Origin of the sequence: Paenibacillus sp. FSL H7-0940 (assembly GCF_037979415.1) — a bacterium.
GTDB classification, from domain to species: Bacteria; Bacillota; Bacilli; order Paenibacillales; family Paenibacillaceae; genus Paenibacillus; species Paenibacillus amylolyticus.
The window spans coordinates 1,089,218-1,104,302 of record NZ_CP150280.1 but is presented as its reverse complement, the minus strand read 5'-3'; the positions used below and the strand labels follow the sequence as shown (position 1 = coordinate 1,104,302).

The following is a 15,085-nucleotide window of genomic DNA, read 5'->3' as shown; positions in this document are numbered from 1 at the left end:
AATCACCTTTCCAGCGAAAAGAAACCCATCTTATGATGAGTTTCCCGTAAATGTATGAGCTGCTTCCTTTGCAACTTGCTCCGCAAGTGCGTCAAGTGAAGCTGGATCGATCTCTGGTTGTGTTGCCTCTGGTGCTTCCAGACGCCAATGTGCGAGAAATTCTATATTACCTTCTCCACCCGTTATCGGTGAAAAAGTTAAACTCTGCAGATGTAAACCAAGTTGACTGGAAAAATGAAGCATTGTCTGCAATACATCCTTGTGTACCTTCGTATCACGTACCACACCGGACTTGCCTACTTTTTCACGCCCTGCCTCAAATTGAGGTTTAATCAATGCAACGATATCTGCAGGTTGTTTCAAAAGAGCCAGAAGTGGCGGCAATATGATTCGCAGTGAAATGAACGACACATCAATGCTCGCAAAGTTCGGCACGGGTCCCGTCAGATCTTCAGGAGTCACATAGCGGAAATTAGTTCGTTCCATAACAGTAACCCGCTCATCATTACGCAAAGACCAATCGAGCTGATTATAGCCCACATCAATAGCGTAGACGTGAGATGCGCCATGCTGAAGTGCACAATCCGTAAATCCACCGGTGGATGAACCAATGTCGAGCATGACAAGTCCATTCATATCAAGGTCGAAATGACGGATCGCTTTTTCGAGCTTCAATCCGCCTCTGCCGACGTAGGGATGTACCGAGCCTTTAACTTTCAGCTCGGCTTCCCTTGGAATTTTCATGCCCGCCTTTTCGATCGGCTCATTATTGGCATATACCAGTCCAGCCATGATGGCAGCTTTTGCCTTCTCACGACTTTCATAATAGCCCTGCTCAACCAGCAGAACATCAATTCGTTCTTTCGGGAGTGACATGTCTGTCTCCTATCATGTAAATTTACGAAGGAAAACGTGTTTTGGGTATGCCGTAAGATGATTGAACAGCCATCTTGCGCAGTTCAGCACATACATTTTCAACGGTAAGACCCACTTCCTCACGTTGTTCCTTAATACTGCCATGCTCGATGAAGCGATCCGGAATCCCCATCAATTGTACATGAACATCATGTAGTCCCTGTTCTGCATAAAACTCCAGAACTGCACTACCCATGCTGCCTGCCTGGGATGTTTCTTCAAGTACAATCAATTTGGTGCCTCGAACAGCTAAATCACGCAACATTTGCTCGTCAAGAGGTTTCAGGAAGCGAGCGTTGATTACGCCTGCTGTGATCCCTTCCCGCTTCACCATCTCTGCTGCTTCTTCTGCAAGCTGCACCATCGAACCTGAAGCGATGACAGCATATCCCTCGGATGGACGCAGTTGCTCCCATGATCCGATTGGAATCGGAACAAGTACATCATCCAAAGGTACACCGACCACATTGTTTCGTGGATAACGGTAAGCAATTGGACCTTCATTATAATCAAGCGCCGTTTTCATCATATGACGCAATTCATTTTCGTCTTTTGGCATCATCAGAACGATATTTGGAATATGGCGCATAAATGCCACATCGTATACCCCTTGATGTGTTTCCCCATCCGGACCAACAAACCCGGCACGGTCAATGGCAAACATCACGTTGGCGTTATGACGGCAAATATCATGTACAATCTGATCATAAGCACGTTGCATAAACGTAGAATACACGGCAAAGACCGGCTTCAAACCTTCCATAGCCAGTGCAGCACACATGGTCGCCGCGTGCTGTTCTGCAATACCTACGTCAATCATGCGATCGGGAAATTCCTTACTGAACGGAATAAGACCTGATCCTGTAGGCATTGCTGGCGTTACAGCTACGACCCGCTTATCCTGCTTCGCAAGATCAATTAACGTTTGACCAAACACTTCCGTGTACATCGGTTTTCCGACTGCCTTCAGCACTTGCCCAGATTCAATTTTGTACGGAGAAATCCCGTGCCACTTGTGCGAATCGGCTTCTGCTGGCTGATAACCTTTGCCTTTGGTCGTGAGCACGTGAACGAGCACAGGGCCATCAACGTTATCTGCCTGTTTGAAGGTTTCGATCAATTTGGGAATATCATGCCCATCAATCGGTCCCAAATACGTGAAGCCCAGTTCTTCGAAAAGAACACCTGGTACCATCATATATTTGACACTATCTTTGATCCAGCTTGCCGATTTGGCCAAACGGTCCCCAATAGCAGGAATTTTTTTAAGCATGCCCTCGACATCATCTTTTGCTTTCAGATAATGACGATCCGAACGAATCTTGCTCAAATATTTATGCATGGCCCCAACGTTTGGAGCAATGGACATTTCATTATCATTCAGAATAACCATCAGTTTTCTCTGCTCATGACCGATATGATTGAGGGCTTCAAAAGCCATACCACCCGTAAGCGCTCCATCACCAATCATCGCGATAACTTGGTTGTCCTCACCCTTCAGATCACGTGCAAGGGCCATCCCCATCGCAGCAGACAATGAAGTACTGCTGTGTCCAGCTTCCCATACGTCATGTTCACTTTCGTTGCGTTTGACAAACCCGCACAGACCGTTATGTTGACGCAATGTATCAAAGCGATCCATACGGCCTGTCAGGACTTTATGCACATAAGCCTGATGCCCTACATCAAAAATCATTTTGTCTGCTGGACTGTTATAACAGTAATGCAGGGCTACCGTGAGCTCAACCACGCCTAAGTTGGGTGCGAGATGCCCACCTGTAACAGACAGTTTCTCAATCAGAAACTGCCGGATCTCTGCCGACAAAAGGGCAAGATCATCCTGAGACATCGACTTTAGATCACTGGGTTGTTTAATTTGTGGAAGCAGCACGAGAATCTCCCCGCTTTCCTAGATTGTTTAGTTATTGTTGTAAATCGATATATACATTATGAATCAAATGACATTAAATCATTATAACATAAAAGAACAAGAATCATAATTTACTGCACTATACTCCCGATAACGAGCATTCTCGCCAGCAAGTTATTTAAAATTCTTCTCCATATGTATTCACGCATCCACTCGGGACAGACTTTTTCCATCCACTCGGAAAAAGAACATTACATTCATTACACGGTTACATAGATTTTGAAACAGACCGCTCCGTCAGAATCTAATGGTCACGACTCATCAGGTAATCTGCAATTTCCAACAATCTGGATGCATCAGGTAACTCGGCTCTTTCAAGTGCGTCTTTTGCAGATTGGGTAAGGGATTTCACTTCATCTACAGAAGCCTCCATGCCAATAAAATAAGGATATGTTACCTTCTGCTGATTCACATCGCTCTGTGTTTTCTTGCCCATCTTCTGCTCGTCACCCGTCAGGTCGAGAATATCATCCTGAATCTGGAACGCCAGCCCCAAATCACGACCAAACACACGTAAGGCTTCCAATTGTCCTTCCGTTGCACCACCAATTCGTGCTCCAGCAATGAGTGAGAAAACAATCAGATCACCCGTTTTGTGCAAATGAATATATTGGAGCTGTGAAAGATCAGTCATGCCTTGTTCGCCTTCCATATCCGCAACTTGGCCGCCGACCATGCCTCTTGCTCCAGCAAGTTCGGACATGTCCTCTACGATGGACAGCAACGCATCTGCCGCCACACCACTACGACGTCCAGCTTGAACAATGCTATAAAAAGCATGAGTTAGCAACGCATCGCCCGCCAATATGGCTGTTGCCTCACCATATACCTTATGATTCGTTAATTTTCCCCTGCGGTAATCATCATTATCCATAGCAGGCAGGTCGTCGTGGATCAGTGAATACGTATGAACCATCTCCACGGCGCAGGCTACCGGCATTGCAGCTGTACGCTGTGCACCGAAGGCTTCCGCCGCAGCAACGACCAGAAGAGGACGAAGGCGTTTGCCTCCGGCCATGAGTGAGTACTGCATCGCATCCGTCAACGATTGGGGTACATCCCAGTGATCGGGAAGCGTGTGTTTCAACGCTTCTGTCACCGCAGCTGTGACCTCTTCGAGGTACACTTGAAACGAAGGACGATTACTCATGGACTTCACCGCTCTCATCGTCAGCAGTTCCGAAGGGCTTCTTGCGAAGCTCTCCATCTTCTTCTACGATCATCTCGATCTTGCGTTCCACTTGTTCCAGCTTCAGACCGCAAAGTTGCGAAAGTTTCATCCCGCGCTGAAACAGATCGATGGCCTGTTCCAACGGAACATCACCATGCTCAAGCTGACCTACGATGTCTTCCAATGCCGCCATTGCCTCTTCAAAATTCAATTCCGGTTCATTCGCCATGGGTATTGTCGTCCTCCTTCATTCCCCAAACCTGACAGTCCAGCTGTCCGTCTGTTAATTTAATCTTGATTGAATCTCCAGGCTGTACATCCTTCGTCGACTTGATCAATCGCTGTTCCTGCTCGTCATAGACAAGGCTGTATCCACGTGACATGACTTTAAGCGGGCTAAGCGCATCCAGATGCCGCACAGATGATTTCCACTGTTGCTGCTTCGATCTGGTTATGGACCTGATCGCAAGTTCCAGTTGTCTGCGTGCTGCCGTAGTTTCACGGCGTGCTGCATTGACCTGCTCACGAGGATTGAATCGTTGCAGTGCCGCCCGAAGACGCTCCTGCTTCTCTCCTGTCCATTTCATACGCGTATCCACTGTTCTCAAAAGCCGTTGATGCATCATATCCAGTCGTTCCGTATGCTGCATTAACGTACGTCTTGGATGAACCAGCACTGGCGAACGCTGTAATCTCGCGAGCCGTTCACGATTATGTACAGCACGTTGACGTAAGCTGTGCTGTAACTGGCGCTGACGTTGTCCGATCTGATCGAGCAACTCAGCTCGATTAGGTACAGCCAGTTCCGCAGCAGCTGTTGGCGTAGCCGCACGCAAATCGGCCGCAAAATCGGCAATGGTGAAGTCCGTTTCGTGCCCAACCGCAGAAATGACAGGAATATCCGAAGCAACTATTGCTCTTGCCACAATCTCCTCATTAAAGGCCCACAACTCCTCCAGTGAACCGCCTCCGCGTCCAACGATAAGTACATCGGCTTCTCCCATCCGGTTCAGGTTGCCAATCGCTTTGACAATGGAAGGTGCTGCACCCTTCCCTTGAACCAGAACAGGATATAAAACAACTTTGGCAGAAGGGTATCTGCGCTGGAGTGTGATCATAATGTCTCGCACCGCCGCTCCCGTCGGTGAAGTTACAACCCCGATGGTCTGTGGATAACGAGGGATCTGTCTTTTTCGAGAAGGTGAAAATAACCCTTCATCCTCAAGTTTTTTCTTCAGCTGTTCGTAAGCCAGATACAGACTTCCAATTCCGTCCGGCTGCATATGGGTAGCATAGAATTGATACTGCCCATCCCGTTCATACACCGAGACATTACCACGGGCAATAACCCTTGCACCCTCCTTCGGTACAAAGGGTAATCGCTGGTTATGGGACGCAAACATAATTGACTTGATCCGGCTGTCCTTGTCCTTCAATGTAAAATACATATGGCCGCTGGAGTGATGTGTGAAATTCGAAATCTCCCCGCGCAGCCAGACGTCCGACAGGACCTGATCCGATTCCAGTTTCATCCGGATGTATCGGTTCAGGTCTTTGATGGAGTAGATCTTTTGATCTGCCACAGACAAAACCCTAGGCCAATCCGTGAGCGCGCTTGGCAGCGATCAATGTATTTTTCATCAGCATTGTGATTGTCATCGGACCAACACCGCCAGGAACGGGTGTAATTGGACCAGAAACTTCTTTCACACTCTCGAAATCAACGTCTCCTGCCAGTTTGCCATTATCCAAACGGTTCATGCCGACATCGATAACAACAGCACCTGGTTTCACAAAATCAGCATCCACAAAATTAGCACGGCCGATGGCTACAACTAAAATGTCCGCCTGACGTGTAATTTCTTTCATGTTGGCTGTACGGGAATGACACATGGTTACCGTCGCATTCTCACGTTGGAGCAACAGCGATACCGGTTTGCCAACGATGTTGCTTCTTCCGATAACCACTGCATGTTTACCGGACATTTCCAGTCCAGTACGTTTGATCAGTTCAATTACACCCGCTGGGGTACATGGAAGCAGACTATCGTCTCCAATTACGAGATTACCAACATTGACTGGATGGAATCCGTCTACGTCTTTATCCACGGCAATCGCATCAATAACCGCTTTCTCTTCGATGTGTTTCGGTAGTGGAAGTTGAACCAAAATTCCGTTAATGGATTGTTGATTGTTCAGCTTGTCCACCAGCGCAAGCAGATCTTCTTGGGACGTATCTGCATCCAACCGATGCACTTCGGAGTAGAAACCGAGGTCGTGACATGCTTTTTCTTTATTACGCACATATACTTGGGATGCCGGATCTTCCCCGACGAGCACAACAGCCAGACCAGGTACTACCCCCTGTTCGCTAAGCTGTTTTACTTCTGTTGTCATGCTTGCGCGGATCTCTTGGGATACTTCTTTACCGTTAATAATAGATGCTGTCATTGTACTCTCTCTCCCTTATGTGAATATAAATTTAGAGGTTGTTCAAAAAGCCCGCTTTTGATTACGAAGGATACTGAAAACCGGTCTTTTTGAACACACACTATAATTAATCATAACTTAAGATAATTTTGCTTTAATCGCGTCAACTTCCTGAATCATGCGTCCAAGTACACCATTGACGAACTTGCCGGATTCTTCTGTACCAAAATATTTGGACAGTTCAATTGCTTCATTGACCGATACCTTAGCCGGAATGTCATCACGAAACACCATTTCATACGTGGACAGTCGTAGAATCTGGCGATCTACACGTGACAGACGGCTGATCTGCCAACCTTTCAAATAATCCACAAGCAAACCGTCAATGGCTTCCTTATTGTTCCAGGCTCCTTGTACAATCTCAGTAACATAAGTACGCATTACATCTGCATCGCGGATAACTACTTCGGTTTCATTATCTTCAGCAGCTTCATTGATCAACATGTTCACAGCTTCTGCTGCACCTACCTCATTCATTTCCATCTGATACAGACTTTGTACTGCAATTTCCCTTGCCAAACGTCTTTTCATGTCCTGCCTCCTGCAGCGCTCCGTCTGGAGCGTCATCATGCTTATTTTATAATCCATGCAACCATCTCATCAAATCCTGTATTGGATTGATCGATGACTTCCACGGTATTGTTATTGTTATCCCTTTTCACAAAAAAACCTGCAATACGTATCCTCCAAAAAACGGGCAACCTAAACTACAGCTCTATTTTCGGAAGAAACATATTGCAGGGTTCAGGTAGGTCACTTAAACGGACGCCAGCGATCGCCCAGCCATTGCCCCCACTCCCTCCAGGGAATGGACGAACCCAGCTTCGAATCGCTTCGTCTGCCTAACGTATAACCGATGAACACCAAGAGTGCAAAGAACAACATATCCCAAAAACCGATCCATACATAAAGAAATCCAAAAAAGATGCCGCCGATAATTCCGGTAATTCGGCCTCTGTGACTATCCCAAATCTCTTTCCACAGCATCAGTGAAACTCACCTCATTCCACTCGACTCTTGTAGTTAGGCGACTGGGTTACATTAGCGATATACACCGTGACAAAAGAAACCGGGATGCCCGTAATCTCTTGTACATGATCATGTATCGCCTTTTGCAGATCAGAAGTCAGCGCAGGAATAGGTGTCTCACCATCCACTACTGCACGGATCATAATCTCCAGTCCTGACTCAACCACACGTATGCGTGCCTTGACATCACGTACTCCCCGGAAACGGGAAGTTGCCTTCAAACAGAGATTCTCAATCGTCTCCATCGAAATCTGTACATCACCAAACTCAGTACGTTGATCTACAGACGGCAACGATGCACGCTCACGCCGAACCGAGATGTAGAAAAATCGCAAACTCAGGATAAACAAAATCGCTGCTGCAATAACCGACGCAACAATAACGTTCTGTTCCTGCTGGTAATTCAATTCGTAAGGCAGCACACCGCTAATCAGAAGAATGACGGCTGCCGATATTGCTCCAACGCTTATGCTGTATATAAACAACAGAAGCCGATCCAGTATTTTAGCCACGAACTGCACAGCCTCCCTTGCTCACTAACATGACTTAACCTGTTCACTAGCAAAAAATCAGATCCTCATCTAGCTTTCGCTATAATGAAGACCTGTCCAAGACGGGATAACCCCCGGCAGATGATGCCGGGGGAATCTGTCTTCTTTTATTTTACGCGCTGACTGTTCAGGTCGATCTCTTCCACTTTCTCGGTGCTCTTGAACTGAACGTCATGAATGTGCACATTCACTTCATTCACATTCAATCCTGTCATGTTCTCGATGGAACGTTTCACGTTCTGTTGAATCTCCGTAGCTACTTGTGGCAGACGGTATCCGTACTCGATAATTACGGAAACATCAACTGCAGCTTCACGTTGGCCCACTTCAACTTTAACGCCTTTGGAAAGGTTTTTGCGACCAAGCAATTCAGCAAATCCGCCAGCGAATCCGCCACTCATGCCTGCAACACCTTTCACTTCAAGGGTCGCCAATCCAGCAATCACTTCAATAACTTCAGGTGCGATCTGGATTTCACCGATATCCGTTCGTTCAAATTCAGTCGGTAGTGTACTCATAACTGTTCAACACACCTTTCGCGAGATAAGTTTGCGGCCATCCGTCAGGGCGCTGGACTCAGGTTAATCAACCTTCAGAACCCTTCCGGTCCGGCTTTACCGGAACTCCTGCAAACATCCGCGAGGTGCGGGCTTATCCTTTGCAGGAGACATGCGCTCTTATTATTCATACTATATCATTTGGGCTACATTATGACAAACAAGCCCAATATACCTTTTAAATCTCGTTTTCCTCAAGAAATTTGATATCAAAGTCACCACGAATGAACGTTGGGTGCTCCAGCAATTTCTGATGGAAAGGAATAGTTGTTGATATGCCTTCAATCGCAAATTCCCCAAGCGCACGTTTCATCTTGGCAATCGCCTCTTCACGATTCGCTCCCCACACGATCAATTTTGCGATCATGGAGTCATAGAAAGGTGAAATGGTATAACCCGGATAAGCAGCACTATCTACACGAACGCCAGGTCCTCCCGGTGCAAGGTAGAATCCGATTTTGCCTGGTGATGGCATAAAGTTACGGTCCGGATCTTCTGCATTGATACGACATTCAATGGACCAGCCATTGATAACCACATCTTCCTGACGGAATGAGAGTGGGTTGCCTTCAGCTACCGAGATCATCTCACGGATCAGATCCACGCCAGTAACCATCTCAGTTACCGGGTGCTCTACCTGAATACGCGTATTCATCTCCATGAAATAGAACTCGCCATTCGGGCTGAGCAGGAACTCCAATGTACCCGCTCCCGAGTAATCCACAGCAAGGGCAGCCCGTACCGCAGCTTCACCCATCAGTGTGCGCACATCTTCGGAGAGAATCGGACACGGAGCTTCTTCTACCAATTTCTGGCGACGACGCTGAACCGAGCAATCACGCTCTCCCAAATGTGCTGCATTTCCGTGTTTATCAGCAATGATCTGAATTTCCACGTGTTTCATACCTGTCAGGAATTTCTCCAGATATACACCTGCATTGCCAAATGCCTTTTGTGCTTCCTGCTGAGCAGCGGTAATCTGCTTAATCAGCGTTTCTTCATCTTCGGCAATACGAATTCCCTTACCTCCGCCACCAGCAGTAGCTTTGATAATGATAGGATATCCGATATCTCTAGCAATCATGATGGCTTCATCCATATTTTCAACAAGGCCGTCTGATCCAGGAATAACAGGTACTCCTGCATCTTTCATCGTCTGTTTGGCAACAGCCTTGTCACCCATTTTGGTGATTGCTTCAGGAGAAGGTCCAATAAACGTAATATTGCAAGACTCACAAATTTCCGCAAAATCAGCATTCTCCGCCAAAAAACCGTATCCAGGGTGGATTGCATCACATTCCGTCAGCGTAGCTACACTCATCAGGTTTGTGAAGTTGAGGTAACTGTCCTTAGACAGTGTCGGTCCGATACAATAAGCCTCATCTGCAAGACGAACATGCAGAGAATCCTTGTCCGCTTCCGAGTAGACGGCTACCGTTGAGATACCGATTTCACGGCAGGCACGAATAATACGTACCGCAATCTCTCCACGGTTCGCAATCAGTATTTTTTGAAATTTCATTTCGTTTTGTCCTCCTTCGAAGCTCATGCGGTTAGCTGTTAACCAGCTATAACGGTTATTCCGGTTTCACCAGGAAAAGGGGCTGCCCATACTCGACCAGCTGTCCGTTCTCAACCAGCACTTCAACGATTTCTCCCTTGATGTCCGCATCAAGCTCGTTCATCAGCTTCATAGCTTCGATGATACATACCGTTGTTTTCTCAACAACTTTATCACCAGCGCTCACAAAAGGACCCGCTTCCGGCGAGGAAGCTCTGTAAAAAGTACCTACCATCGGAGATACAATTTTATGTAAATGACTTGTAGTATCGACCTGCGGTGCAGCTTCACTTACCACTGCTGCCGGCTGTACTTGCGGAGCAGCAATCATTTGCGGTTGCACAGCAGCTGCTTGAACATACTCCGTTTTGCCCGGTTTGCGGATTGATAACCGTGATCCTTCATTTTCAATTTCCAACTCTTGAACGGAACTTTCATCTACCAGTTTAATCAGTTCTTTGATTTCACTCAATTTAAACATTTCCATTATTCACTCCTTCGGCATCATGCCAGTCTCACTAGGACGGTCATATGGCTTTATGTATTATATCATAATCATTAAAAATGGAAAGAGCCCGAGAGTACAACCAGCTCCCGGGACTGCATTTCCATGATTTGGATTACTGTTCTGTGACGTATTGCACGCTGATTTTGTTCTGTGAAACCGCCAATTCTTTCATGACCAGATCCACAATGGATACCGCCTGTTTTACATCCAGTTTGTCACTGAGGACCACAACTTTATACTTGTCGGCATCTTCTTGAACGATCGCATTAGCGTACTGTTGAGAGAGCGTCTCCTCAATGCCAGTGATTTTAGCTTCTTTTTCTTCCAGTGTACGGAGTTGCTCCGTTGCTTTGGCATTCTCCTCTGGCGTTTTGCTCAGATCACCTGCCACGGTCATCAGTTCCTCATACTTACGATTGTTGCTTTCCTCACGTTGCCACTGGTAGTTCTGGAACTGGCTGCTCGCAGATGCTGTCGTATTCTGCTCTTCCATTTCCTTGAGGACTTCCTCATCTGTCTTGGTTGCAGTGCCGCCTGCCTGACCGTCTGTCTCCGGTGTAGTTGTTGCGCCTTTGTCGGTCTCTTTGTTGGTTTCTTTGCCTGCCTCACCCTTACTCTCGCCTGGTTCGACAGCAGGTGTTTTCTCTGTATTTCCAGCTTCTTTACCTTCCGTAGCCGCCGGTTCTTCCACAGCGCCAGCCGCACTTGGATCACTTTCAACTTCGCCGCTATTCACCACTTCATTCACAACCAAACCTTCTGTAGGATCAAGAATGCCTGCCGTCTCCTTTGCTTCCCCTTGCTTGATTCCATCCACTTGTTGACTGTCAGCCACCGGCGCGTTGACTGGACCGGAATCCTCAGTGAACAGATAATATGCGGACAAAATGACCATCAGACTCAGCATGGAAACGAGCCATACCGTTTGACGTTTGTTATTCATTAGAACTTCCTCCTCAAATTGGCTTCAATCTTATGAGAATTGAATCTTGTGATTCAACACATCAGATTAGTCTTGTTTGCGCGGTACAACCGAGATCCGGTAGGCTGCCACATTCAGTCCTTTTTCCACAGCATCGGTTATCAGGTCCTTCACAACCTTGTTCTCTGCACCCCTCGCAACCACAAGCACCCCACGTATCTGCGGTTTGAGCTTTTTGGTCACTATAGGTGTCTGATCCCCTGCTATTTCGTAAGTAATAATCTCGCCATCACGGGTATATTGCGTCATATGCCGTTTGCCCCCGCTAGCATCGGTTTCTTCGGTAAGTTGCTGAGAATCCTTCACGTTCCGCTGAACGACCAATTCTTCTGTGGAATCCACGGTAACCATCACATCAACCGTTCCCACACCAACAATGTTTTCCAACACACCTTTGATTTTGTCTTCAAATGCAATTTCGATCGCCTGAAAAGGATTCTGTTCTGACGGATCACTCTGTATGGATGCCATGGATGTTGCCGGGTCCGGTGGTTCCCGACCGATATTTTCGGAATCAATTTTTTTGACATTGACGAAGGAATTGAACAGCATGATTCCCACCCCGATCAAACCCAGGATAATCAGCCAGCGGAAGGTTTGACTTCGCCTTGCCCCACCCTCTCCGCCACCCATCCAGGTTTCCATCTTTTTGAACCATTGTTTCATCGGACACCCTCCTTCTCAGAGCACTTCAGCACTTTTTGGTTCTGTCACTTGAACGTTGTTTGCATCAACATCCCACTTTTCAGTCAACAATGTAATAATCTGCACCGCATGTTCGGACCTTGTGGATGTCTCACCTTGCTGCTTCGTCTCATCTGCTTGATCACGTATAACAGGCTCCGAAGACGCTTCATTTCCATCACGTTGCCCTCTACTCACATCAATCTGAACATCAGGCACTTCAATCTGACCGATCTGGATGGGCTGCTGTATTTGATGTGATTTATCCTTCTCGACTTCTGTGTCTGTTCCAAATATGGGTTGTGTGTTAGCAGCGACTTCTTGCTGCCCTGCCTTCACTTCTCCTTCTACACCCTCTCCGGCCATCTCGACCAACACACGCTGGATCACAGGCAGTTCGACTGATGAGGCAGCTTCCATCTCCGTTTCATATTTACTCATGGTCAGCTGTACCTCTACGGACCGCACCTTGGCTCCTGTTGTTTCTTCAATCTGACCTTTCATGACATTAGCCAGTTCTTTGGCTGTCCATTGTAAGGATTGTTCCTGTTCATTGGATTGTAGCCGTTTGCCCTGAGCTAATATCTGTTCGAGTGTCGCATTCCCATTCGATGGAGCATCCATTGCAGACATTGCCCGTTTCAGTTCGCCAACCGGATCACTTTTGAGCAGCTTGGTTATGGGTGATAAAAGGGTCAGCAGGATGAGAAGGCTCAGCACAAGCTTGACATAACGTTCCATGGATCGATTGGGCAACAACATATCCACAAAAGTCGCCAGCAGAACGATCATAATCAATTCCTGGAGCCAGTTGCTCAGCCACCCCATCCTTTCCACCCCCTTTCTTGCCAACATACATTCAGCGCATCATGACAGTCAGATTGCCCGCGGTCAGCAAGATGGTAATGGCCAGGAAAAACATCAGCCCGACGGCTGCCAGCGCCGCAAATACGTAGATCATGCTCTTGCCGATGGCCTGGAGGCATCCTACAATCGGGGTGTCTCCTAGCGGTTGCATAATGGCACCAGTTACGTTGTATATCAAGGCAAGAGCCAGAATCTTGAGTGCCGGAAAGGCACATAGAAACAAAATGATGATCACTCCGGTGAGTCCAATTGCATTTTTGACAAGTAAAGAAGCTGTAATTACAGTATCCGTCGCATCCGCAAATGTTCTGCCCACGACAGGGACAAAGTTGCCTGCGATGTATTTGGCGGCCTTCAGGCTAACTCCATCCGCTACGGAGCCCGATGCTCCCTGAACCGAGATTACACCCAAAAACATCGTCAGCAGGATACCCAGCAGTGCCACACTAATATTGCGCAGGAGGTCTGCCAGCTGTGTCAGCTTGTACTTGTCAGACAATGAACTGACGAGATGCAGAACAGCTGAGAAGAAGAGTAACGGGAATACCAGCAAGTGAATCAACGTACTCACCAGATGAATCATGAAAATGATGAGTGGATGTGTCACCGAGACGGTGATGACATTACCCATGGACGCAAGCAGTGTGAATAACAAGGGAACCATGGCCATCATGAAGTTGATCATGCCGGTTATGGCATCCTTGGCGTATCCAATCGCCACACTGAAGCTGTTAATCGCAATAATGATGATGACCATATAACAGATGGAATAGGCGATTTTGCTAATATTATTTTTCTCAAATGCGGTCTGAAGTGTCTCCAGAATCATGCTGAGTACACTTAACATCACAATCGTGACCAGAAGTTTGCCATTATATAAAATTTCATGCAGCATGAAGGTTCCTATCGCTACAAACACCGATTTCAGGCTGAACCCTTCATTGCCGGGGATTAACATATCCATGAAGGAAGGGGTCTTCCCATCCGGGAAGAAACCACCGTATTGTTGCATCAGTTGATCCCAGTATTTCTCCACCTGATCCTTGGGAAGTTGATCGGCCTGCTGCTCCATCCACTCACCGGAAGGCGAGGTTGCAGTAACCTGTCCCAGGATACCAAACAGAAAACAGAGCATCAGCACAACCGTAAGGCGCCACTGCGGCTTAAGATGCATTGATTTCATATGAAGTCCGCACGCCCTTTCTACACCGGCATCAGCTTCATGACGGTTTCGATAATAATGCTGATGATCGGTATAGCAAGTACAAGGATCAGTACCTTACCAGCCAATTCGATTTTGGACGCAATGCTTTCCTGGCCTGCATCCCTGACAATCTGTGCGCCAAATTCAGCGATGTACGCTATGCCAATAATTTTCAGCACCGTTTTCAGATAAATACTTTCCATGCCTGAATTCTCGGCAAGCCGCTTCAACACTTCGATGACTGCTCCGATTTTGCCAATCAACAACATGAAGATGACAATGCCGGTCGCGGCAGCAATCAGAAAGGCAAACATCGGTTTCTGTTCCTTAATGACCAGAATGAGCACTGTTGCGATGAGCGCCAAACCTACAACTTGGATAATTTCCACAGGTCACCACCATCCGGCTTCATGACCGATTTCATTGAAAAAGAAATATCGATTTGATCTCTTGTAGCAGGCTGTCCAGCATACGGACCACCATGAACAATACAACGACAAATCCGATTACGGTCACCCAGTGAGCCATATCTTCCTTTCCCATTTGTTTCAGTACCGTGTGAATCATGGCGATGATGATTCCGATACCCGCAATTTGAAAGATTGCGTTCACTTCTAGATTCATGACCTTGGCACC

18 protein-coding genes are annotated in these 15,085 nt (G+C 47.1%); all 18 read right to left on the bottom strand.

The features are described 5' to 3' along the window. Window positions 1-30 precede the first annotated feature (30 nt). Entirely contained in the window at window positions 31-876 is an 846-nt protein-coding gene (locus MHB71_RS04705; RefSeq protein ID WP_036614359.1) for a TlyA family RNA methyltransferase, read from the bottom strand. A 22-nt stretch (window positions 877-898) separates the two neighbouring features. Further along, a complete protein-coding gene (dxs, locus tag MHB71_RS04700) occupies window positions 899-2,806 on the bottom strand; it encodes a 1-deoxy-D-xylulose-5-phosphate synthase (protein ID WP_036614362.1) in 1,908 nt (635 codons plus the stop codon). A 283-nt stretch (window positions 2,807-3,089) separates the two neighbouring features. Then, the gene (locus tag MHB71_RS04695; protein ID WP_083669823.1) at window positions 3,090-4,013 is read right to left on the bottom strand and encodes a polyprenyl synthetase family protein; all 924 of its coding nucleotides are present in this window, start codon (window positions 4,011-4,013) and stop codon (window positions 3,090-3,092) included. After that, window positions 3,988-4,245, bottom strand: a complete 258-nt coding sequence (gene xseB / locus MHB71_RS04690; protein ID WP_017687599.1) for an exodeoxyribonuclease VII small subunit — start codon at window positions 4,243-4,245, stop codon at window positions 3,988-3,990. Before xseB ends, MHB71_RS04695 begins: the two co-directional genes overlap by 26 nt. Then, window positions 4,235-5,599 carry an exodeoxyribonuclease VII large subunit gene (xseA, locus tag MHB71_RS04685; protein WP_340013648.1) on the bottom strand — a complete coding sequence of 455 codons (1,365 nt, stop codon included), beginning with the start codon at window positions 5,597-5,599 and terminating at the stop codon, window positions 4,235-4,237. Before xseA ends, xseB begins: the two co-directional genes overlap by 11 nt. Before the next feature lie 10 nt (window positions 5,600-5,609). Further along, a complete protein-coding gene (gene folD, locus MHB71_RS04680; protein ID WP_315371040.1) occupies window positions 5,610-6,467 on the bottom strand; it encodes a bifunctional methylenetetrahydrofolate dehydrogenase/methenyltetrahydrofolate cyclohydrolase FolD in 858 nt (285 codons plus the stop codon). Between the two features lie 117 nt (window positions 6,468-6,584). Further along, window positions 6,585-7,037: a transcription antitermination factor NusB gene (nusB, locus tag MHB71_RS04675; protein WP_017687596.1), complete on the bottom strand. Its 453-nt coding sequence runs from the start codon at window positions 7,035-7,037 to the stop codon at window positions 6,585-6,587. Between the two features lie 222 nt (window positions 7,038-7,259). Next, window positions 7,260-7,493 carry a DUF2273 domain-containing protein gene (locus MHB71_RS04670; protein ID WP_017687595.1) on the bottom strand — a complete coding sequence of 78 codons (234 nt, stop codon included), beginning with the start codon at window positions 7,491-7,493 and terminating at the stop codon, window positions 7,260-7,262. 14 nt (window positions 7,494-7,507) lie between these two features. After that, window positions 7,508-8,047, bottom strand: a complete 540-nt coding sequence (gene amaP / locus MHB71_RS04665; protein WP_017687594.1) for an alkaline shock response membrane anchor protein AmaP — start codon at window positions 8,045-8,047, stop codon at window positions 7,508-7,510. A 146-nt stretch (window positions 8,048-8,193) separates the two neighbouring features. Beyond that, complete coding sequence (locus MHB71_RS04660) at window positions 8,194-8,604, bottom strand: Asp23/Gls24 family envelope stress response protein (RefSeq protein ID WP_017687593.1); 411 nt, start codon at window positions 8,602-8,604, stop codon at window positions 8,194-8,196. A gap of 217 nt (window positions 8,605-8,821) precedes the next feature. After that, on the bottom strand, window positions 8,822-10,165 hold the full coding sequence (accC, locus tag MHB71_RS04655) for an acetyl-CoA carboxylase biotin carboxylase subunit (RefSeq protein ID WP_036614375.1): 1,344 nt from the start codon (window positions 10,163-10,165) through the stop codon (window positions 8,822-8,824). Window positions 10,166-10,220: 55 nt separating this feature from the next. Further along, complete coding sequence (gene accB, locus MHB71_RS04650) at window positions 10,221-10,685, bottom strand: acetyl-CoA carboxylase biotin carboxyl carrier protein (protein WP_036614903.1); 465 nt, start codon at window positions 10,683-10,685, stop codon at window positions 10,221-10,223. 139 nt (window positions 10,686-10,824) lie between these two features. After that, entirely contained in the window at window positions 10,825-11,655 is an 831-nt protein-coding gene (locus MHB71_RS04645) for a SpoIIIAH-like family protein (protein ID WP_340028922.1), read from the bottom strand. Window positions 11,656-11,721: 66 nt separating this feature from the next. Beyond that, window positions 11,722-12,360, bottom strand: coding sequence for a stage III sporulation protein AG (gene spoIIIAG / locus MHB71_RS04640; protein ID WP_036614381.1), 639 nt, complete (start codon window positions 12,358-12,360; stop codon window positions 11,722-11,724). A gap of 15 nt (window positions 12,361-12,375) precedes the next feature. Next, window positions 12,376-13,206, bottom strand: coding sequence for a stage III sporulation protein AF (spoIIIAF, locus tag MHB71_RS04635; protein ID WP_036674995.1), 831 nt, complete (start codon window positions 13,204-13,206; stop codon window positions 12,376-12,378). A 31-nt stretch (window positions 13,207-13,237) separates the two neighbouring features. Then, window positions 13,238-14,428 (bottom strand): stage III sporulation protein AE, encoded by a 1,191-nt coding sequence (spoIIIAE, locus tag MHB71_RS04630; RefSeq protein ID WP_339186631.1) that lies wholly within the window; start codon window positions 14,426-14,428, stop codon window positions 13,238-13,240. A gap of 20 nt (window positions 14,429-14,448) precedes the next feature. Further along, on the bottom strand, window positions 14,449-14,838 hold the full coding sequence (gene spoIIIAD / locus MHB71_RS04625) for a stage III sporulation protein AD (protein ID WP_017687586.1): 390 nt from the start codon (window positions 14,836-14,838) through the stop codon (window positions 14,449-14,451). Window positions 14,839-14,869: 31 nt separating this feature from the next. After that, window positions 14,870-15,073 (bottom strand): stage III sporulation protein AC, encoded by a 204-nt coding sequence (gene spoIIIAC / locus MHB71_RS04620; protein WP_017687585.1) that lies wholly within the window; start codon window positions 15,071-15,073, stop codon window positions 14,870-14,872. Between the last annotated feature and the right edge of the window lie 12 nt (window positions 15,074-15,085).